The following is a 20,817-nucleotide window of genomic DNA, read 5'->3' as shown; positions in this document are numbered from 1 at the left end:
AACATCGCCCAACGCCTACGACATCACGCCCGAGACCCCGAAACCATCCTCAACCTGCTCCTGACCTGCTGAAACACGACTATGCCGGGGCCCTGCACCCCCAGCCCAGACGCCGGCCACCCAGAAACCACCCCACCCTCGACGACGAGTTCCACGCCTACCCCCAAAGGGACAACGTCAGGCACGGCGGAGGCAACCACTCCGCCCAAGCGACCGAACGCGGCTGCGGGCTCCAGTCTCGCTGCTGGCGAAGCCTTCCTCGGTTACTACGTTGATCTGCTCAACTACTCGTACACCACTGGTGATCCACAGCCTTTCTTGGCCGAAAGCGACAAGGGATGCCTTGGTTGCCAAGGACTCGCGGACTACGTGCGCAAGATCAATGCGAAGAATGGCGGGCTTCAAGGCGATTACAAGGACCAGTTGATGGATGTCAAGGAGATCTATCGCGGTTCGTCCGGGCGGCTCGGAGGGTCAGCGTCGGTCAAGACCGGCACTTATCAGGAACGTGCGACTCCGGGTTCGTCACCGATTCCTCAGGCCGCCAGCACGGGAACGATGGAATTCACCCTCGCAGCGAGCGCCGGTAACTGGGTGATGTACGAAATGCAGATCGACGAATGAGCAGGCTCACCCGAATCGGGCTGTCTGCCCTGGCCTCCACTTTACTAGGGGTCAGCGGAGTGTTCGTGACTTTGGCAGAGAACGTCAATAGCCGAGCGCAGGCATCGACCCAGTCGTATCCCGCGGCATTCGCCACGCTGGACGCCAACCCCACACCAAAACCCCGTGTGGCCGGGAAGAAGCGCAAGTGGGGAGCCACGCTGAAGGCGACGCAACAAACGAGGCGACTCGGCGAGGGAAAGCCTTCGAAGCCCATATCGCGACCCACGAAGCCCCAGATATCAACGGTGCGCAAATTCATCCCCACCTCTGTCGCTCGGCGGCGCCCATTCAGGCTGAATATCGGGATCTGTGGGATGAAAGAGCAAGACGAGTCTGTTCCGGGGCCGAGTCGGTGCCAGCCGGTTGAGCCTGTTAGGCGGGATCCGAGAGTGCCCAGGCCGACTACCGAGGTTGTCCAGCCGCCGCGGCCGGAGGACGTGAACTGGGAGGAAGTGCTTCAGGAGTCGAAGAACGTGGCTTTTCCCGGGCGGCGGGTGAAGGTGCAACCGGCGGGGCGGACGTTGGTCAATCTGGACACGATTGTGTATACGGACCATGACGAAGTGACTACAGCGACCGTTAGTTTGCTGGGGTTTCCCGTGGTTGTGGAGGCTTCGCCGGTTAGCTACACGTGGGACTTTGGGGATGGGACGAAGGTGACGACTACGTCGCCGGGGAAGCCGTATCCGGCCAAGGACGTCACGCACAAGTATGTGAAGAAGGCGGATGTCAGCGTGGTCTTGACGACCAACTACGCAGCCCGGTTCAACGTGGCTGGAACGGGTTGGCAGTACGTGGACGGAACTGTGCCGATCACGGGCCCGGGGACGCCGTTGCAGGTGCGGGAGGCGGTGCCGGTGTTGGTGGATCCGCCTAACTGAACCCCGTTATGCCTTGGGGTTGAGGGTTGTTTTCAGGTGGGTGGCTACTTGTTGTTGGGCGGTTCGGGTGGGGGCGGGGAGGGTTAGGAGGTTGGCGAAGCCGTGGATGAGGGTGGGGTTGCGGGTGTGGGTGACCGGGACGCCGGCCTCGGTCAGGAGGGTGGCGTATTCGTCGCCTTCGTCGCGGAGGGGGTCGAAGCCGGCGGTGATGATGTGGGCGGGGGCTACGCCGGCGACGTTGCCGAGGATGGGTGAGACCAGGGGGTTGGTGCGGATGGCCGGGTCCGGGGTGTAGTGGTCGCGGTACCAGGTGATGCTCTCTTCGGTGAGGAAGAAGCCTTCGGCGAAGAGGTCCCGGGAGGGGCGGCGGCCGGACAGGTCGAGGGCGGGGTAGATGAGGAGCTGGAGGACGGGGGCGGGGAGGTCGCGGACGACGCATTGCTGGGCGACCACGGCGGCGAGGTTGCCGCCGGCGCTGTCGCCTCCGACGGCGACGAAGGCGGGGTCGGCGCCCAGGTCCTCGGCGTGTTCGACGGCCCAGGTGAACGCGGCGATGGCGTCCTCGGCGGCGACCGGGGCCTCGGCTTCGGGGGCGAGGCGGTAGTCGACGGCGAGGATCCGGGTCTCGGCCTCGTTGGCGAGGTCGCGGCAGTAGGCGTCGTGGGTGTCGAGATCGCCGACCACCCAGCCACCGCCGTGGAAGAAGACGAGCAGCCCGCGACCCGCCGTACGGGGGACGTAGAGGCGGGCGCCGAGTTGGCCGTCGGAGCCGGGGACGGTGAGTTCAGTCACGCGGTGGACGTCGCGGGGGTGGCCGGCGACCAGCTTGCTCATCAGCAGGAGGTCGGAACGGGCCCGCTCGACCGACTTCTTGGCGCCGCCGGGGAGGATGTTCTCCAGCCGGAGCAGGAGCTGCAGGTCGGGGTCGAGGACGTTGCCGTCGATCTGGATCGGGGCCCCGGCCAGCCGGCGGCGTACGGTCGGCGGGAGGGCAGTCAGCGGGCGCAAGGCGTTGCCCTGCACCGCGCTCACGGCTCCGCCCAGGGCGTCCCGCAGCAGCGTGTCCAGTCGTCGGTTCACAAAGAGTGACGCTAGCAACAATCCGTGCCGTCCAGCAGGCAACGATCCACAGACCAGCAGGGGACCTGACCGGGATCGCGTGTCAGCGATCGGAATTGCCGCCTACCAACTTGCCGCTCAGCGGGGATACTGGGGAACTAACCCCGCGACTGTCGTTCGGTGCGCACGCCCAGGAACGCGACAGCGATCTCGCCCAGATGTAACCGCACGTTAGACCAAGGATGGGATGCTGGTGACCGTGGCTGGAGACTTGTTGGCGTCGCACAACCGGGAGTACGACATCGAGCCCCCGTACGACATCGCGGCGGCCGGCGATCTCCCCCCGGACCGGTTCTCCGACCGGGAGCTGAGCTGGCTCGCGTTCAACCAGCGGGTGTTGGAGCTGGCCGAGAACGACCGGGTCCCGCTGCTCGAGCGGGCCAAGTTCCTGGCCATCTTCGCCAGCAACCTGGACGAGTTCTACATGGTCCGGATCGCCGGTCTGAAGCGGCGGATCACGGCCGGCGTCGCGGTCCGGTCGGCCAGCGGACTGCTCCCCCGCGAGGTGCTCGAACGCAGTCTGAGCCGCAGCCGCGAGCTGATGGACCGGCAGGCGGAGGCCTGGCGCAAGGTGGTCCAGCCGGCCCTGGTCCAGGAGGGCATCGACATCCTCCGCTGGGACGAGCTGGAGCAGACCGAGCGGGAGGAGATGACCCGGTTCTTCCGGGACCGGGTGTTCCCCGTGCTGACGCCGCTGGCGGTCGACCCGTCGCACCCGTTCCCGTACATCTCCGGCCTGTCGCTCAACCTCGCCGTGGTGGTCCGCAACCCGGACACCGGCGGCGAGCACTTCGCCCGGGTGAAGGTGCCGCCGCTGCTACCGCGGTTCGTCCAGCTCGCGGAGGGGCGGTTCGTCCCGCTCGAGGATGTGATCGCGACGCACCTGGGACAGCTGTTCCCGGGGATGGAGGTCACCCAGCACCACACCTTCCGGGTCACCCGCAACGAGGACCTGGAGGTCGAGGAGGACGACGCGGAGAACCTGCTCGTCGCGCTCGAGAAGGAACTGTTGCGGCGCCGATTCGGCCCGCCGGTCCGGCTCGAGGTGGAGGAGTCGATCGACCCGCAGGTCCGGGCGCTGCTGATCTCCGAGCTGGGCGTCACCCAGGCCGAGGTGTTCGAGCTCCCCGGTCCGCTGGATCTGCGTGGACTGTTCGACATCGCGTCGCTGGACCGGGCCGAGCTGAAGTACCCCGGGTTCGTACCGTCGACGCATCCGCACCTGGCCGAGGTGGAGACGTCGAACCCGGCCGACATGTTCTTCGCGCTCAAGCAGCGCGACGTGCTGGTTCACCACCCGTACGACTCGTTCTCCACGTCCGTACAGCGGTTCATCGAGCAGGCCGCCGCCGACCCGCACGTGCTGGCGATCAAGCAGACCTTGTACCGGACCTCGGGTGACTCGCCGATCGTCGACGCGTTGATCGACGCCGCCGAATCGGGCAAGCAGGTGCTGGTACTGGTCGAGATCCAGGCCCGGTTCGACGAGCAGGCCAACATCAAGTGGGCCCGTCAGCTGGAACACGCCGGCTGCCATGTCGTGTACGGCGTCCTCGGGCTGAAGACACACTCCAAGCTGTCGATGGTGGTGCGGGACGAGCCGGACGGGTTGCGCCGCTACGTCCACATCGGCACCGGGAACTACCACCCGAAGACAGCGCGGATGTACGAGGACCTCGGCCTGCTGACCAGTGACAGGGTGGTCACCGAGGACGTGGCTCTCCTGTTCAACCACCTGTCCGGCTTTGCCCGCACGGTCGGGTACAGGCGGATCCTGGTCGCACCGCAGGGGGTACGACGGGGCCTGCTCGAGCGGATCGAGCGGGAGGTCCAGCACCACCTCTCCGGTCGCCCGGCCCGGGTCCGGATCAAGGTGAACAGCCTGGTCGACGAGGCCCTGTGCGACGCGTTGTACCGGGCGTCCCAGGCCGGCGTACCGGTGGATCTTTGGATCCGGGGCATCTGCACGCTTCGACCGGGCGTCCCCGGGCTCTCGGACAACATCCGGGTGCGCAGCATTCTCGGCCGGTTCCTGGAGCACAGCCGGGTGTTCTGGTTCGACAACGGCGGCGAGCCGGAGGTGTGGATCGGATCGGCCGACCTCATGCACCGCAACCTGGACCGCCGGGTCGAGGTGCTGGTGCAGCTGAAGGAGCCGGACCACTACGCGGAGCTGGCCGAACTCTTCGACCTCGGCTTCGACGATCGCACCGAATCCTGGTGGTTGCAGCCGGACGACACCTGGCAGCCGCGGCTCACCGGCGAGGACGGCCAACCGCTGCGCGACCTGCAGGAACGCCTGATCGCGACCCGCGGCCGGCGCCGGCTGGCCGACCCCATCGCGACCTGATCCAGGTTCATCACCTAATGTCGGCGGCAGGACCCGACGCCCGTCAGCCCGAACGCGTCTGTGGTCAGCACAAGGCGATCCGATCCTGAAGGTCAGACAACCATGAGCAACCCGGCGACGGTCATCGCCGCCGGTGGAGTCGTCTGGCGGCAGAGCCGCGGCGACCGGCAGGTTCTGCTGATCCACCGGCCCCGGTACGACGACTGGTCCCTGCCCAAGGGCAAGCTGAACTCCAACGAGCATGTCCTGGTCGCGGCCCGCCGGGAGGTCGAGGAGGAGACCGGTCAGTCGGTCGTACTTGGTCCGCCCTTGGGCACCCACAAGTACGACGTCCGCAAGAACGGCGGGATCGCGACGAAGCTGGTGCACTACTGGTCCGCGGAGTTGACCGGCGACGAGCGCGAGTTCGAGCCGAACGACGAGGTGGACAAGCTGGAGTGGCTCAGCGTCTCCAAGGCGGCTCGGCGACTCAGCTATCCGCGCGACGTGGAGATGGTGGACAACCTGGACAAGGTGCTCCCGGTCACGTCGAGCCTGGTGCTGGTCCGGCACACCAAGGCGGTGAAACGCAGGGACTGGGAGGGCAAGGACACGCTCCGCCCGCTGACCGATGAAGGGGCCGCGGCAGCGGAGCGGTTGGTCGCGGTACTGGGTGCTCTGGGCGTGGATCGGGTGTACAGCAGTGACGCCGAACGGTGCTCGGCCACGGTCACGCCCTACGCCGTGTCGATCGAACGGCACCTCCACCTGCTGCCGGAGATCTCGGAACGCGGGTACGAGGCCGACCCGTCCGGGTTGCACGGCCTGGCCGACCGGATCTGGAAACCGGGCAGGGTCAGCGTGGTCTGTTCACACCGGCCGGTGCTGCCGGCGCTGTCGCGCGAACTCGGACTCAAGGTCGGCAAGTTCTCCCCCGGCGACTTCGTCGTCGCGCACCGGCTCGCCGACGGCCGCCGGCTGCTCGAACGCTTCACCGCCCCGAAAGCAAACCCGCGAACCCGTTGACCCCGCGCCGCAGGCAAAGGAATCGTCACAGTCGGGGCGGCCTCCGAGTCAGGCAGAGCGCGGCGGGTATGTTCCTACCGAGGAGACCGGCGCCCCACCGGGTTGCCTGCGCACGGAGAGGTACGAGGGCCGCACCATGACAGCGATGCGAGAACTCACTCTGATCGGGATCCGGATGGAATCACCCAACCGGGCGCCTGTGATGATGCTCCGCGAGACCGAGGGCAACCGCTACCTGCCGATCTCGATCGGCTCGGTCGAGGCGACCGCGATCGCCTACGAGGAACAGGGCCTGCGCCCGTCGCGGCCGTTGACGCACGACCTGATGCGCGACCTGATCCAGGCGTTCGGCGTACACATCGAGGCGGTCGAGATCGTCGAACTGCGGGACGCGGTCTTCTACGCCGAGCTCGTCCTCGCCAACGGCACCCGCGTCTCCGCCCGGCCGAGCGATTCGGTCGCCCTGGCCGTCCGGCTCGGTACGCCGATCCGCTGCACCGAGCAGGTACTACGGGAGGCGGGCGTCGCGACTCCCGAGGAGGAGCAGGCCGAGCTCGAACGGTTCCGCCAGTTCCTCGACGGCGTAGCCCCAGAGGACTTCTCCAGCTGACAAGACCGACCCGAATCGGAGTTCATTCGGCGTACTGCTGCTGGCGTTCAGCTGCTCACCTGGACGACACCGGGATCGGATGCCCTGGTAACACGTCGATACCGGACCGTGACCAACAGATGCTTGAAGTCGCTCAGCGTCACGGTTCCTTACTCAGTTCACCTGATGTCCTCCTGGCGGCACGCCAGACGTTGTGATTGCTACTTGAACCGTTCACCGCGCGTTCACCCACGACGGCCCGCAAGGTCACCTGATCTCCCTACCGTTCGTGGCAGTTCACACAAGTCTGAATTCCCGCAGAAGGGCAACACTCTCGTGTCCGTCAATCGCCTGCTCCGCGTCGGCACCGTCGCCGTGGCCTCCCTCGGCGTGCTCGCTCTGAGCGCCTGTGGCAGTGACCCGGAAACGTCCGGCTCCTCGACCCCGTCGGGCTCCTCCTCCTCGGCCGCCGGCGGCGACTGCCCCGAGGGCACCCTGAACGCCGAGGGCTCCTCGGCGCAGAAGAACGCCATCGAGGAAGTCATCAGCAAGTACAACGAGAAGTGCGCCGATGTCACGGTGAACTACAACCCGACCGGTTCCGGTGCGGGTATCAAGCAGTTCAACGCCGCCCAGGTCGACTTCGGCGGATCCGACTCGGTCCTCAAGACCGAGGGCAAGGACGGCGCCGAATCCGAGGCCGCGGCCGCGGCCAAGCGGTGCGCGAACAACCCGGCGATCAACCTGCCGATGGTGATCGGCCCGGTGGCCATCGCCTACAACGTCGACGGCCTGCCGAAGCTGATCCTCGACGGCCCGACCGCGGCGGGGATCTTCCAGGGCACGATCAAGACCTGGAACGCGCCGGAGATCGCCAAGCTGAACCCGGGTGTGACCCTGCCGTCGGCCCAGATCGCGGTCTTCTTCCGCTCCGACGAGTCCGGCACCACCGAGAACTTCGCCAAGTACCTCGCAGCCGCCGGCGGTGGCGCGTGGAAGGGTGAGCCGGCCAAGAAGTGGACCGGCACGGGCGCCGGCAAGGAGAAGTCGGCCGGTGTCGCCGAGGGTGTGAAGAGCACCAAGAACTCGATCACCTACGTCGAGTGGTCCTACGCGGTGGACAACAAGCTGGGTGTCGCGCAGATCGACGCGGGCGCCGGCGCGGTCGAGCTGACCGCCGAGTCCGCGGGTAAGGCGCTGGCCGCCGCCAAGCAGTCCGGCACCGGCAACGACCTGGCGATGAAGCTGGACTACGCGACCAAGGCCGCGGGTGCGTACCCGATCATCCTGGTCACCTACGAGATCGCCTGCAGCAAGGGCCTGCCCGCCGAGAAGACGGCCCTGGTGAAGAGCTTCCTGAGCTACTTCGCCAGCACCGAGGGACAGGCGTCGCTGACCGAGCTGAACTACGCGCCGCTGCCGGAGGAGATCCGGACCAAGGTCGACGCGGCGATCCAGTCGATCAGCTGACGACCCGCAGTACGTCGTGATGCGAGCCCCGGCCGAAACCCCGCAGCGGGTGGCCGGGGCTCGCCTCATGACCGAGCACCCCATCGACCTCGGCGCTTGGAGCAGCATCGATGAGTAGTACAGACGGCACGGCCCCGCCCGACCGGCCGGCGGACGGCAAGAAGCTCGAACTCGGTCCGGTCGGGCACCTGGGCGACCGGTTGTTCTCCGGTATGGCCCACGGATCCGGCGGTCTGGTCATCCTGATCGTCGCGTTCGTGGGCATCTTCCTGCTGGCCCTGGCGATCCCGTCGCTGGCCAGGAACGAGAGCAGCTTCCTGTTCTCCCGGGTCTGGGAGCCGGGCGCCAGCCCGCCCCGGTTCGGGATCGCGGCGCTCTTCTACACCACGCTGATCAGCTCGATCATCGCGATGGTGATCGCGGTGCCGATCGCGGTCGGCGTCGCGCTGTTCACCACCTACTACGCCCCGAAGCGGCTGGCCGCGCCGGTGGCGCACGCGATCGATCTGCTGGCCGCGGTCCCGTCGATCATCTACGGCCTGTGGGGCATCCTCTTCTTCGCGCCGATCCTGCGGCCGGTGATCAACGGCATCGGCAGCGCGCTGGGCTGGATCCCGATCTTCGAGAAGCCCCCGACCGCCGACGTCGGCGTCGTCTTCACCGCGTCCGTCGTGCTGGCGATCATGATCCTGCCGGTGGTCACCGCGATCAGCCGGGAGATCTTCGCCCAGACGCCGATCGCCCACCGCGAGGGCGCGCTCGCGCTCGGCGCCACCCGCTGGGAGATGATCCGGACCGCGGTGCTGCCGTACGGCCGTTCCGGCGTGGTCTCCGCCTCGATGCTCGGCCTCGGCCGGGCGCTCGGTGAGACCGTCGCGGTGCTGATCATCCTGTCGGTGCCGAACGCGAACGACCCGTGGAACTCGTCGATCTTCGCGGGCGGCGAGACGTTCGCCTCCAAGATCGCCAACAACGCCGCCGAGTTCGACTCCCCGGAGAAGACCGGCGCCTACATCGCCGCCGGTCTGGTGCTGTTCGTGGTGACCTTCCTGGTCAACTCGGCCGCCCGGCTCATCGTGGCCCGCAGCGCCCCCGGCGGTAAGCGGCCCCGCAAGATCCGCCGTATCGGCGACAAGGCCCAGACCGAAGGAGCAGCGCTGTGACGACTATCGCCGCGAACCGGCCGGCCATGGACGGCAAGGCCCTGGACCTGACCGGCAAGTCCGGCTCCCGGGCGTTCAAGAACACGCTCGCCACCGTGCTGATCGGGCTGTGCTTCCTGCTCGCGCTGATTCCGCTGCTGTGGATCCTGTGGACCGTGATCAGCAAGGGCTACAGCCTGTTGTTCGACGCGGCCTGGTGGAGCGAGTCGCAGCGCGGTATCACCGTCCGGCGGGAGGGTGGCGGCGCGTACCACGCGATCATGGGCACCCTGATCATGGCGCTGATCACGGCCGTGATCGCGGTCCCGATCGCCATCCTCGGCGCGATCTACCTGGTCGAGTACGGCAAGGGCACCAAGCTCGCCCGCGCGGTCAGCTTCATGATCGACATCCTCACCGGCGTCCCGTCGATCGTCGCCGCGCTGTTCATCTACGCCGTCTGGATCACCATTCTGGGCTTCAACCGGGTCGGTTTCGCGGTGTCGCTGGCGCTGGTGCTGCTGATGCTCCCGGTCGTGCTGCGGTCCACCGAGGAGATGCTGAAACTGGTTCCGGACGAACTCCGGGAGGCGTCGTACGCGCTCGGGGTGCCGAAGTGGAAGACGATCCTCAAGGTGGTCATCCCGACCGCGTTCGGTGGCATCGTCACCGGCGTGATGCTCGGCCTGGCCCGGGTGATGGGCGAGACCGCACCGCTCTTGATCCTGGTCGGCTACTCGAAGAACATCAACCTGAACCCGTTCGACGGGTTCCAGGGCGCGTTGCCGACGATGATCAACCAGGACCGGACCGAACTGTCGCTGCAGCCGGCCGCCGACCGGGTCTGGGCGGCGGCGCTGACGCTGATCCTGCTGGTTCTGCTCCTCAACCTACTGGCCCGCCTGGTCGCGCGGTTCAGCACCATCAAGTCCAAATAGTCACGAGAGGTTCTGAGTCGATATGGCTAAGCGCATCGAGGTCAGTGGCCTCAACGTCTATTACGGCGACTTCAAGGCCGTCGAGGACGTGTCGATGACGATCGAGCCCCGCTCGGTCACCGCGTTCATCGGCCCGTCCGGCTGCGGCAAGTCCACCTACCTGCGGACCCTGAACCGGATGCACGAGGTGCTCCCCGGCGCCCGGGTCGAGGGCAAGGTGCTGCTGGACCAGCAGGACCTGTACGCGTCGGGCGTCGACCCGGTCGCGGTCCGCCGGGTGGTCGGCATGGTGTTCCAGCGGCCGAACCCGTTCCCGACCATGACGATCTTCGACAACGTCGCGTCCGGGCTGAAGCTGAACGGCGTCAAGGACCGCAAGAAGCTCACCGAGGTGGTGGAGAAGTCGCTGGTCGGCGCCAACCTGTGGAACGAGGTGAAGGACCGGCTGGACAAACCCGGTGCGAGTCTGTCCGGTGGTCAGCAGCAGCGGCTCTGCATCGCCCGGGCGATCGCGGTCGAGCCCGAGGTGATCCTGATGGACGAGCCGTGTTCGGCGCTGGACCCGATCTCCACGCTGGCGATCGAGGACCTGATCGAGAAGCTGAAGGACAGGTTCACCGTCGTCATCGTCACGCACAACATGCAGCAGGCGGCCCGGGTTTCGGACCAGACCGGTTTCTTCAACCTGGCCGCGACCGGTAAGCCCGGCCGGCTGATCGAGATGGGCGCGACCAAGCAGATCTTCTCGAACCCGACAGAGAAGGCCACCGAGGACTACATCACCGGCCGCTTCGGCTGATCCGCCCTCACCGCTCCTTGCGTCCGAAGAACCGAGCGCTCTAGCACTCGGTTCTTCGGACGTTGTTTTTCAGAAGAGGTTTCGCAGTACGCCGTACAACGCCATGCCAGCCAGGAAAGTCGCCGGTACGACGCGTTGCAGCCGGTCGCTCATCCGTAACCGGGGCAGCCGAATCCAGCCCAGCCGGTCAAGTGTCCAGGCCAGCAACTGGTAGCCGACCGCAACGGCGACGATCGGCAGCACCACGAACATCGGCGGGTTGAACGACCAGGCCCGGCCCGGATCCCCTTGCAGCAAAGCCGCCGCCATCCGCGTCGTCCCACAGAATGGACAGTTCAGCCCGGTCACCAGGTGGAACGGGCAGGGCAGACCGATCCGGCCCCCGGACAAACCGTTGACCACGGCAAGTACCCCACCGGCCGCCAATGTCCCCGCAAGCCCGAGCACCCGGCGATCCAATGGTTCCGGGCGAACTCCGGACCGCATAGTGTGTGCCGGATGCATAACCCCACGGTAAACCCCTTGGGTGACCGTCTTCCGGACTCCCCCGGTGCGGTGCATGGCGGGTGAACTCCTGAGTCGCTAGCCTGCAATGACTCCTCAACATGATCAGAAGGGACCGTCGTGAGCACTCCGACGCCACCACCGGGTTTCGACCCGCAGAACCCGAACCAGTCGGGCGAGCCGGACCAGACGCCTGACCAGCCGGGTCAGTACGGTCAGCAGCCGGGGCAGTACGGACAGTCCCCCCAGGACGGCCAGCCTGGCGGTTACCCGGGTCAGCAGCCCGGCCAGTACGGCCAGCCGGGTCAGTACGGCCAGCAGCCCGGCCAGCCGGACTATGGGCAGCAGCAACAGCCTGGCTACGGTCAGCAGCCCGGGCAGCCCCAGCAGCCTGGCTACGGCCAGCAGCCGCCGGCGCAGTACGGGCAGCCGGGTGCGTACCCGGGTCAGCCGGGCCAGTACGGCCAGCAGTCCCCGGGCCAGCCGGGCGGCTACCCCCAGCAGCCGGCACCGTACGGCACCACGCCGTACGGGCAGCAGCCGTACGGCGGCTACGGGTACGGCGCGCCGACGGGGAACCTGGCCACCTGGCCGGTCCGGGTCGGTGCGTACCTGATCGACGGCATCATCGTCGGTATCCCCAGCGGCATCGGCAGCGCGATCGACGGCAACGCAGGTGCGATCTACTGGATCTTCACGCTGATCGCGCTCGGCCTGTGGGTCTACAACCGGGTGATCCAGCAGGGCCAGACCGGTCAGAGCTGGGGCAAGAAGGCCCTCGGCCTGAAGCTGGTCGGCGCCGAATCCGGTCAGCCGGTCGGCGCGGGTAAGGCGCTGCTGCGTGACATCACCCACATCCTGGACGGCCTGCCCTGCTACCTGGGCTACCTCTGGCCGCTGTGGGACGAGAAGAAGCAGACGTTCGCGGACAAGATCAACAACACGTACGTCGTCAAGCTCTGACCCGACTCGTCAACTCCTGGACGCCGTGGCCCCTTGAGGCCACGGCGTCCGGCGTTTGCCGGGGTCCGACATACTTCTGCCCGGAGTCCCGAGCGCCCAGAAAGGAATCCAGTGAGCACCCCTCCCAATGACCCCCGAGACCGCCCACCCATCCCAGGGCAGGTCGCCCCTCCCGGCCAGCCCGGGCAGTACGGACCACCTGGGCAACCCGGTCAGTACAGCGGGCCGCCTGGGCAGCCCGGCGGGGGCTGGAGCGGCGGGCAGCCGTCGTTCAGTCCGGCGCAACCCGGCTACAACCCGTACGGCGGTGGCGGGGGCCCCGGGTTCAGCTACGCGCCGCCTGGGCAACTTGCGAGCTGGGGTTCGCGGGTCATGGCCTCGATCGTCGACTCGCTGATCGCGGTGCTGCCGATCGGCATCGGCGCGTTCGCTGCGGTCGGGATCTCCGGCAGCCTGGAGCGGATGAGCGACGGTGGCCGGGCCGCGTTGGCGGTCGCCTACATCGCCACCTTCAGCATCGCGATCCTCAACCGGCTGGTCCTGCAGGGCCGCACCGGCCAGTCGATCGGCAAGAAGATGGCCGGCCTGAAGATCGTCAAGGCCGACACCGGCGACCGGATCGGCTTCGGCCGCAACTTCCTCCGTGAGCTGATGTCGCTGTTGTTCAACTACATCTGCTTCCTGAACTTCCTCTGGCCGCTCTGGGACGAAAAGCACCAGACCTGGCACGACAAGGTCGTCTCAGACATCGTCATCAAGCTCTAGCCCTTCGAGAACCGGAACGATATCCAGTGACAACACCACCGAACGGCCCACAGGACCGACCGCAGGACCGACCGCCGTACGGACAGCAGCCCGGCTATGGGCAGCAGCCCGGCTACGGCCAGCAACCCGGCTACGGTCAGCCGGGTTATGGGCATCCGCAGCAGGGCTTCGGCGCGCAGAACCCCTACAGCTACGGCTATGGGTACGGCGGTGCGCCCGCCGAGCTGGCCGACTGGGGCCCCCGCGTCGGCGCCGCGCTCCTGGACGGCCTGCTGAGCGGTGTGCCGGTCATCGTCACCTACGTCATCTTCATCGTGAACGTAGCCTCCCGCGAGGAAAACACGTACCCCGATGACGGTCCGCAGACATGGGCCATTCTCGTCTTCGTGCTGGGCCTCCTCATCTCCCTCGGCCTGTGGATCTGGAACCGCGTGATCCGGCAGGGCAAGACGGGTCAGAGCGTCGGCAAGAGCGTGCTGAACATCAAGCTCGTCGGCACCGAGACCTACCAGGTGGTCGGCCCGGGCAAAGCGCTGCTGCGGGAGATCATGCGTGGGATCTTCGACCAGGCCTGCCTGCTCAACTCGCTCTGGCCGCTCTGGGACGACAAGAAGCAGACCTGGCACGACAAGGTCGTCAACACCTACGTCGTCAAGATCTGAACGTCACCGCGACAACAGCAGGCCGGAACAGGTGACCGACCACAGGACGCTGGTGAAGGTGCCGATGATGAACCGTTCCGCGACAGCCTGCGGCGTGACCGTCGCGGGCTGATCCGGAGCGCGCAGCTCCGGGTAGCGGGCCAGGCCCTTGATCGCGAGCACGATCGCCAGCCCCTCCGGCCAGCCCGCCGCCATCGACGCGTAGATGGCGCCCCGCTCGAGTGCTCCGATCAGGGCGCCACCGCGCAACACCTCGCCGGCCTGCTGGGTCGACTGGGCCCTTGTGTTGCCTCGGTCAACCAATGACAGCACCGAGGTCGTCAACGGTCCGCCACCGGCCACGGCGAGACCGCCGGACAACAGCAGCAGGACGTTCCACCAGCCTTCGCGCCAGCCGGTCACCCCGTCGCCCGCGAGCAGGACGATGCCGTCGGCAACCAAACAGGCGAGCATCACCGCGCTGACGACGATCTCCTCGGTCGAACCGGCCGGCAGGATCAACGCCACGATCGCGAGAACCAGGCCGGCCGCCGTCAACGACAGCACGAGTGCCGTCATGCGGCCGTGCCCTGCTCGAGCAGTTCGACGGCGAGCACCCGGCCGCGCTGCTCCTCGACGAAGCCGGCCGCCTGCGCCCGTTGCGTCACGGCCGACTGGCTGATCCCGAGCTTCACCCCGATCTCCCGCCGGGTCAGGCCCTCTCCGAGCAGGTCGGCGACGGCCCAGCCACGTTCGCTCCGGCGACGTAGTACCGAGGCCATCAGCCAGAGCACGGTCTCCACCTGTTCGGCGGAGTGCGGGTCGGATCCGATCACGTTCACGTTGTGCTGGCTGGACTTGGCCCGGGTGACAGCTTCGCGGGCGTGCACGAACGCGGGCCCGCTGCCCGCCCTCGTACTACGGGGCAGTGGTTCGTCGACCGGACCGATCCCGAGCCCGATGTACCACCGGTCGGCGCGGAGCAGTTGCACGATCACGTCGATGGTGGCCCGTGCCTCGGACAGCACCCCCTGCACCTCGTCGCCGGCCGTCCGCTCGAACTTCCGCAGCAGACCGGTCCGGCGGGGCCGCCGGTTGAGCGTGGTCAGCAACTCGGGGACCGCGTCGGCCGTCGACTGGCTGGATCGCTGATCTACTGTGAGAACGAAGACCACCGTCGAGCACCTCCTTCGATTGGCTTCCCCGTCCATCGCCTCGGTCGGATTAAGGCTACAGTCTTATTCACGTAGAGTGAAGGAAAAAACCTGAATCGGTTCACCTGATCACGGTGTGTGATCGCCCCGCGGACCCGCCGACGCCCCAATTCTCCGCTGAATACCGGCACCTTCGCCCGGCGACTCACCGACTGACCTCACTCCGCGTCAGGATGTTCACCGCCCGGAAACCAAGCCGCCGACGGGTTCGGCCGAGATCGGCGCGGTCCATCCACTTCCCGGCCGAATCCGCTTGTGGGATCGTGAATCCGTGCCCGTCTCGGGGGAGGCGCGAGGCACTCTGGCAGGGGGATTCAATGAGAGGCAAGCTCACTGTCCTGGGGGCGGCGACCGTCCTCGCCGTCGCCACACTGGCACCGCCCGCGACAGGTGCGGGCGGGCAGGCCGGCGCCGGTAAATCCACAACCGACAGCTATGTCGTCATCCTGGCCGCCGACCCGGTGGTGGCCTACGACGGCGACGTCCGCGGTATCCCCGCGACGAAACCCGCCAAGGGCAAGAAGGTCGACCGCCGCGCGGCCGCGGTCCAGCGCTACGTCGACCATCTCAAGGGCGAGCACAGCACCGTACTGCGAGCCGCTGGCGTGCCACGTGCCGACGTCACCGCGGAGTACACCTTTGCGCTGAACGGATTCGCCGCCGAACTGACCAAGGCAGAAGCGGACGCGATGGCCCACCAGCGCGGCGTGGTCGCCGTCCTGAAGGACCAGTTGAACCAGCCGCAGACCGACAGCACCCCGCAGTTCCTAGGTCTCACCGACAGCGGTGGCCCGTGGGACCAGGACATCGTCGGTACCGGCGTCGTGACCGGCATCATCGACACCGGGATCTGGCCGGAGCACCCGTCGTTCGCCGATGACGGCAGCTATCCCGCGCCACCGGCCGGATTCGCCGTACCTTGCGAGTTCGGCAACACCACGCACAACCCGGACGACGCGCCGTTCGACTGCAACAACAAGTTGCTGGGCGCGCGCGACATGCGGGCGACGTACAACGCGGTGATCGGGCCGGAGCTGTTCGACTCCGCCCGCGACGCCGACGGCCACGGCACCCACACGGCCAGCACAACGGCCGGCAACCGGGGTGTGAAGGCCGAGATCTTCGACATCAGCCGCGGCCGGATCAGCGGAATGGCGCCGCGCGCCCAGGTGATCGCGTACAAGGTGTGCGGTGACCAGGGCTGCTTCGACTCCGACACGGCGGCTGGGATCGACCAGGCCGTCGCCGACGGCGTCGACGTGATCAACTACTCGATCGGCGGTGGCGCCGGTTTGATCGGCGCGGACGAGCTCGCGTTCCTGTTCGCCGCCGACGCGGGTGTCTTCGTCGCCACGTCGGCCGGCAACTCCGGTCCGGGCGCCGGCACCGTCGGCGGCCCGTCCTCCGCGCCGTGGGTGACCTCGGTCGCCGCCTCGACGCAGAACCGGGTCTTCCAGGGATCGGTTGTCCTGGGCAACGGTCGCCGATACTTCGGCCCGTCGGTGACCCAGGGCACCAGCACCGTCCGGCTGGTCGACGCTGCGGACGCCGGCAATGAGCTGTGCCTGCTCGACCAGCCGTTCACGTCGAGCGTCGCCGGCGCGATCGTGCTCTGCAAGCGCGGCTCGAACGCCCGGGTCGACAAGAGCCACGCGGTGTTCATCGCCGGTGGCGCCGGGATGGTCCTCTACGACCTGAGCGACAGCGTCACCCTGCTCAGCGACAACCACTGGGTGCCGTCGGTGCACATCAGCAACACCGACGGGCTCGCGGTGAAGGCCTATCTCGCTGGGGCCGGAGCGAATGCCAAGGCCCGGATCACGGCCGGCGAGAAGCGGTCCACCCAGGGCAACCTGATGGCCAACTTCTCGTCCCGCGGTCCGAACCCGGCAGCGCTGGACATCATCAAACCCGACATCACCGCACCCGGTGTCCGGATCCTGGCCGGCAACTCGCCGGTTCCGGGTGCCGATCCGGGCGGCGAGCTGTTCCAGGCGATCGCCGGTACTTCGATGTCGAGCCCGCACATGGCCGGGATCTACGCCCTGCTCAAGCAGGCGCACCCGGACTGGTCGGCGGCGATGGCCAAGTCGGCGGCCATGACGACGGCGCGGCAGAACGTTCTGAAGGAGGACAAGGCCACTCCTGCCGACCCGTTCGACTTCGGCGCCGGCCACGTCCGGCCGGGCGGAAAGGTCCAGCGGGGTTCGATGTTCGAGCCCGGTCTGGTCTACGACGCCGGATTCAACGACTACCTCGCGTTCCTCTGCGGGACCGCGCCCGAGGTGTTCGCGAACCCGACAGCGACCTGTGCCGCGTTGCAGAACGCGGGATTCTCGACCGATCCGAGCAACCTGAACTACCCGTCGATCGGGGTCGCGCAACTCGCCGGCACGCAGACCGTGACCCGCAGGGTGACGAGTGTCGCCGAGGGGACGTCCCGGGTCTTCTATCGGCCGAAGGTCGTCGCTCCGGCCGGATTCGACGTGACCGTGTCGCCGAGCGTCATCGCCTTGCGCGGCGGCGAGACCGCGACATACCAGGTGACGATCACCAACCAGGGCAACGCTCCGATCGGGCAGTGGCGGTTCGGCTCGCTGACCTGGCAGAGCAAGGCCGGGTATGAGGTGCGCAGTCCGATCGCCGTTGCCGCCAGCCTGTTCGACGCGCCCGCGCAGGTCGACGGCACGGGTACGTCGGGTTCGGCGGAGTTCCCGGTGAAGTTCGGCTACACCGGCGATTACGACGCCGAGGCGCACGGGTTGGTCGCGCGGACCGACACGCCCGGCTCGGTCGGTCAGGACCCGGACCAGACGTTCGACCCGACCGACCCGGCCGGTACGACGGCGCACGAGTTCACCGCGAACAACGCCGTCTACCTGCGGTGGCGGCTGACCCATCCGAACCCGGCTGTCGACCTGGACGTGTACGTCTACAACTCGGCCGGTGAGGAGGTCGGTTCGAGTACCAACGGCGGTACGGACGAGCTGGTCGAGCTGAAGTTGCCGGCGAACGACACGTACACGTTCTACGTGCACGGCTGGCAGACGCTCGGGGTGACCCAGGACTACACCCTGGGCAGCTGGAACGTGCCACCGGCAACGGGCGGATCACTGGCGATCACGAGTGAACCGGCCGATGCGGTGATCGGTCAGTCCGGAACGATCGGTGTGTCCTGGAGTGGATTGAGTGCAGGCCAGGAGTACTTCGGGGCGGTGGCGCACAACCGCGGCGCGGAGTCACTCGGCCTGACGTTGATCCATGTGACGACCTAGCCGGTCAGTTGCCGATGGGCGGTTGCGGGTTCGTGCAGAGGAACGGCCCGCGCCGCCCACCGGCGTGGTAGTGGTACTGCTTGCCGCCGGCGGCGAGGATGATCCGCGTCCCGTCGACCAGCGCCTGCGTGTAACGCATGCCCGGCTGTGGGCAGCCAATACTGCCGTCCGGCCAGGTCACTTCTTCGGAGCTGACCAGCGTGATCTGGCCGGGCTGCACCCCGAGCCGCCCGGCGAGATCCGCTTTTGCCTGCGCGATCGGCCCCTGCGTCGGTTGGCTAGGTGTGCTTGGACTGGGGCTGGGTGTGCTGCTGGGCGTGCTCGGGTCGGGAGTAGGTGGTTGTGTCGAAGGACTCACAGTGCTCTCCTGCCCGGTCCCGCTCGGCGATTCGGACTCGCTGCCACAGCCGGCCAGCACCAGCAGGCCCGCGACGACCCCAGCAGCGGCGTACCTCATGCTCCCCATCGTAGGCACGCCCCGGCGTACAGACCCCTAAGCCTGTACGCCGGGCTGCCGTCAGGCCGGTGTGATCGGCAGGTAGACCTGCGAGTCGTTCGCCTTGAAGGTCTCCGACATCTCGGCCAGGCCCGCCTCGATCGCGGCCGCGGAGGTCAGGCCCTTCTCCTCGGCATAGGCCCGGATGTCGGCGGTGATCCGCATCGAGCAGAACTTCGGCCCGCACATCGAGCAGAAGTGGGCCGTCTTCGCCGGTTCGGCCGGCAGCGTCTGGTCGTGGAACGAGCGGGCCGTGTCCGGATCCAGCGAGAGGTTGAACTGGTCCTCCCAGCGGAACTCGAACCGGGCCTTCGACAATGCGTCGTCCCAGTCCTGCGCGCCCGGATGCCCCTTGGCCAGATCCGCGGCGTGGGCGGCGATCTTGTAGGTGATCACACCCGTCTTGACGTCGTCGCGGTCCGGCAGGCCGAGGTGTTCCTTCGGCGTGACGTAGCACAGCATCGCGGTACCGAGCCAGCCGATCTGGGCGGCGCCGATCGCGCTGGTGATGTGGTCGTAGGCCGGCGCCACATCGGTTGCCAACGGCCCCAAGGTGTAGAACGGCGCCTCACCGCACAGCTCCTCCTCGAGCCGGACGTTCTCGGCGATCTTGTGCATCGGCACGTGGCCGGGTCCCTCGATCATCACCTGGACGTCGTGCTCCCAGGCGATCTTGGTCAGCTCGCCGAGGGTCCGGAGTTCGGCGAACTGGGCCGCGTCGTTGGCGTCCGCGATGCTGCCCGGCCGAAGCCCGTCGCCGAGCGAGAAGGTCACGTCGTACGCGCGGAGGATCTCGCAGAGTTCGGCGAAATGCGTGTACAGGAAGGATTCCTGGTGATGCGCGAGGCACCACGCGGCCATGATCGAGCCGCCGCGGGACACGATCCCGGTGACCCGCTGGGCGGTCAGCGGCACATAGCGCAGCAGCACACCGGCGTGCACGGTCATGTAGTCGACGCCCTGCTCGCACTGCTCGATCACCGTGTCGCGGTACACCTCCCAGGACAGCTCGGCCGGGTCGCCCTTCACCTTCTCCAGCGCCTGGTAGAGCGGGACCGTTCCGATCGGGACCGGTGAGTTGCGCAGGATCCACTCGCGGGTCTCGTGGATGTTCTTGCCGGTGGACAGATCCATTACGGTGTCCGCGCCCCACCGGGTGGCCCAGACGAGTTTCTCGACCTCTTCCTCGATCGAGCTGGTGACGGCGGAGTTGCCGATGTTCGCGTTCACCTTGACCAGGAACTTCTTGCCGATGATCATCGGCTCGGACTCCGGGTGCCGGTGGTTCGCCGGGATCACCGCGCGGCCGCGGGCCACCTCGGCGCGGACGAACTCGGGGTCGACACCCTCCCGCAGGGCGACGTACCGCATCTCCTCGGTGATGGTCCCGGCTCTCGCGTGCGCCAGTTGGGTGCGGGGTTCGCGGCCGGCGATCCAGTTCTGCCGGAGCTTGGGCAGGCCTGCCTGGACGTCGATCTGTGCCGTGGAGTCGGTGTACGGGCCGGACGTGTCGTACAGGTCGAAGTGCTCCCCGTTGGTGAGGTGCACGCGACGGGCGGGGACGCGGAGGTCGCCGCGGTGGATCTTCTCGGACCCGGAGATCGGGCCGGTGGTGACGGTCGGGCGGACAGAATTGCCGATGGTTGTCACGGTGCTGCTCCCTACGCCGGAATTACCCGGACAGGTTCGGCGGTCGGCGGCGCCGGTTCGCCCAACCTGGTCCCGGTCGTTCCCGGTTCGCCGGGTTTGTCCCGGTCGAGCCGGTCGTCCGGCCCAGGGGTGCGCAGTCCAGCCGCCCTCTCAGCCCGCTACGGCGCGAGCTCCCGCGTTGTCACATTGCCGCCGCCCACCTTAACCAACTCCGCTGCGTTGTGTACTGGATCCCGCGCGCCGCATCATCGCTCCGTACATTTCGACAGACATCCCAGGAGCTTAGGTGTCAAGCTGCGAGGGTTTCGGCGCGGTGTGACCAGGCGGTTGTTTCGTCGTAGAGGGTGCCG

General features: G+C 67.5%; 19 protein-coding genes. 13 read left to right on the top strand and 6 right to left on the bottom strand.

Translation table 11 applies throughout. From position 1 onward, the window contains the following. Positions 1 to 81: 81 nt before the first annotated feature. Both EV643_RS46650 and EV643_RS42910 read left to right on the top strand, forming a co-directional pair. Entirely contained in the window at positions 82 to 624 is a 543-nt protein-coding gene (locus EV643_RS46650) for a DUF6318 family protein (protein WP_255513101.1), read from the top strand. A gap of 65 nt (positions 625 to 689) precedes the next feature. Next, positions 690 to 1,547, top strand: a complete 858-nt coding sequence (locus tag EV643_RS42910) for a PKD domain-containing protein (protein ID WP_133805991.1) — start codon at positions 690 to 692, stop codon at positions 1,545 to 1,547. A gap of 6 nt (positions 1,548 to 1,553) precedes the next feature. Here the strand turns inward: EV643_RS42910 and EV643_RS42905 are convergent, their stop codons facing one another. Next, entirely contained in the window at positions 1,554 to 2,627 is a 1,074-nt protein-coding gene (locus EV643_RS42905) for an alpha/beta hydrolase (protein WP_133805990.1), read from the bottom strand. Between the two features lie 226 nt (positions 2,628 to 2,853). On the opposite strand from EV643_RS42905, the gene EV643_RS42900 reads away from it, so the two are divergent. The 7 genes from EV643_RS42900 to pstB all read left to right on the top strand — a co-directional run bounded on the left by EV643_RS42900 (position 2,854) and on the right by pstB (position 10,959). Continuing rightward, a complete protein-coding gene (locus EV643_RS42900; RefSeq protein WP_133805989.1) occupies positions 2,854 to 5,016 on the top strand; it encodes an RNA degradosome polyphosphate kinase in 2,163 nt (720 codons plus the stop codon). Between the two features lie 102 nt (positions 5,017 to 5,118). Then, on the top strand, positions 5,119 to 6,021 hold the full coding sequence (locus tag EV643_RS42895) for an NUDIX hydrolase (protein ID WP_133805988.1): 903 nt from the start codon (positions 5,119 to 5,121) through the stop codon (positions 6,019 to 6,021). A 136-nt stretch (positions 6,022 to 6,157) separates the two neighbouring features. Continuing rightward, a complete protein-coding gene (locus EV643_RS42890) occupies positions 6,158 to 6,631 on the top strand; it encodes a bifunctional nuclease family protein (RefSeq protein ID WP_133805987.1) in 474 nt (157 codons plus the stop codon). Positions 6,632 to 6,946: 315 nt separating this feature from the next. Next, positions 6,947 to 8,080, top strand: a complete 1,134-nt coding sequence (gene pstS / locus EV643_RS42885) for a phosphate ABC transporter substrate-binding protein PstS (protein WP_133805986.1) — start codon at positions 6,947 to 6,949, stop codon at positions 8,078 to 8,080. Positions 8,081 to 8,190: 110 nt separating this feature from the next. Then, positions 8,191 to 9,243: a phosphate ABC transporter permease subunit PstC gene (pstC, locus tag EV643_RS42880; protein WP_133805985.1), complete on the top strand. Its 1,053-nt coding sequence runs from the start codon at positions 8,191 to 8,193 to the stop codon at positions 9,241 to 9,243. Positions 9,244 to 9,269: 26 nt separating this feature from the next. Next, on the top strand, positions 9,270 to 10,160 hold the full coding sequence (gene pstA, locus EV643_RS42875; protein ID WP_202870057.1) for a phosphate ABC transporter permease PstA: 891 nt from the start codon (positions 9,270 to 9,272) through the stop codon (positions 10,158 to 10,160). A gap of 22 nt (positions 10,161 to 10,182) precedes the next feature. Further along, the gene (pstB, locus tag EV643_RS42870; RefSeq protein ID WP_133805983.1) at positions 10,183 to 10,959 is read left to right on the top strand and encodes a phosphate ABC transporter ATP-binding protein PstB; all 777 of its coding nucleotides are present in this window, start codon (positions 10,183 to 10,185) and stop codon (positions 10,957 to 10,959) included. Positions 10,960 to 11,028: 69 nt separating this feature from the next. Here the strand turns inward: pstB and EV643_RS42865 are convergent, their stop codons facing one another. Beyond that, positions 11,029 to 11,463 (bottom strand): DUF2752 domain-containing protein, encoded by a 435-nt coding sequence (locus tag EV643_RS42865; RefSeq protein ID WP_238166206.1) that lies wholly within the window; start codon positions 11,461 to 11,463, stop codon positions 11,029 to 11,031. A gap of 120 nt (positions 11,464 to 11,583) precedes the next feature. Here EV643_RS42865 and EV643_RS42860 point away from each other — a divergent pair, with 120 nt between their 5' ends. The 3 genes from EV643_RS42860 (at position 11,584) to EV643_RS42850 (ending at position 13,853) form a co-directional block, all read left to right on the top strand. Then, positions 11,584 to 12,426: an RDD family protein gene (locus EV643_RS42860; RefSeq protein WP_133805982.1), complete on the top strand. Its 843-nt coding sequence runs from the start codon at positions 11,584 to 11,586 to the stop codon at positions 12,424 to 12,426. 111 nt (positions 12,427 to 12,537) lie between these two features. Next, a complete protein-coding gene (locus EV643_RS46645) occupies positions 12,538 to 13,191 on the top strand; it encodes an RDD family protein (protein WP_133805981.1) in 654 nt (217 codons plus the stop codon). 26 nt (positions 13,192 to 13,217) lie between these two features. Further along, positions 13,218 to 13,853 (top strand): RDD family protein, encoded by a 636-nt coding sequence (locus EV643_RS42850; protein ID WP_133805980.1) that lies wholly within the window; start codon positions 13,218 to 13,220, stop codon positions 13,851 to 13,853. Positions 13,854 to 13,856: 3 nt separating this feature from the next. Here the strand turns inward: EV643_RS42850 and EV643_RS42845 are convergent, their stop codons facing one another. Together EV643_RS42845 and EV643_RS42840 are read right to left on the bottom strand one after the other, a co-directional pair. Beyond that, positions 13,857 to 14,411: a hypothetical protein gene (locus EV643_RS42845; RefSeq protein WP_133805979.1), complete on the bottom strand. Its 555-nt coding sequence runs from the start codon at positions 14,409 to 14,411 to the stop codon at positions 13,857 to 13,859. Beyond that, entirely contained in the window at positions 14,408 to 15,007 is a 600-nt protein-coding gene (locus EV643_RS42840; RefSeq protein WP_133805978.1) for a transposase, read from the bottom strand. Before EV643_RS42840 ends, EV643_RS42845 begins: the two co-directional genes overlap by 4 nt. A gap of 356 nt (positions 15,008 to 15,363) precedes the next feature. On the opposite strand from EV643_RS42840, the gene EV643_RS42835 reads away from it, so the two are divergent. Beyond that, positions 15,364 to 18,321, top strand: a complete 2,958-nt coding sequence (locus EV643_RS42835) for a S8 family peptidase (RefSeq protein WP_166665800.1) — start codon at positions 15,364 to 15,366, stop codon at positions 18,319 to 18,321. A gap of 4 nt (positions 18,322 to 18,325) precedes the next feature. On the opposite strand, the gene EV643_RS42830 is transcribed toward EV643_RS42835, so the two are convergent. Together EV643_RS42830 and thiC are read right to left on the bottom strand one after the other, a co-directional pair. After that, positions 18,326 to 18,778 carry a DUF8738 domain-containing protein gene (locus EV643_RS42830; protein WP_133805976.1) on the bottom strand — a complete coding sequence of 151 codons (453 nt, stop codon included), beginning with the start codon at positions 18,776 to 18,778 and terminating at the stop codon, positions 18,326 to 18,328. Between the two features lie 60 nt (positions 18,779 to 18,838). Beyond that, positions 18,839 to 20,467, bottom strand: a complete 1,629-nt coding sequence (gene thiC, locus EV643_RS42825; protein ID WP_133805975.1) for a phosphomethylpyrimidine synthase ThiC — start codon at positions 20,465 to 20,467, stop codon at positions 18,839 to 18,841. Positions 20,468 to 20,817: the final 350 nt, after the last annotated feature.

The organism is Kribbella caucasensis (genome assembly GCF_004361855.1).
In the GTDB taxonomy this organism is placed as follows: Bacteria; Actinomycetota; Actinomycetes; order Propionibacteriales; family Kribbellaceae; genus Kribbella; species Kribbella caucasensis.
The sequence above is the reverse complement of the archived record's forward strand: the minus strand, read 5'-3'. Positions and strand labels throughout refer to the sequence as shown.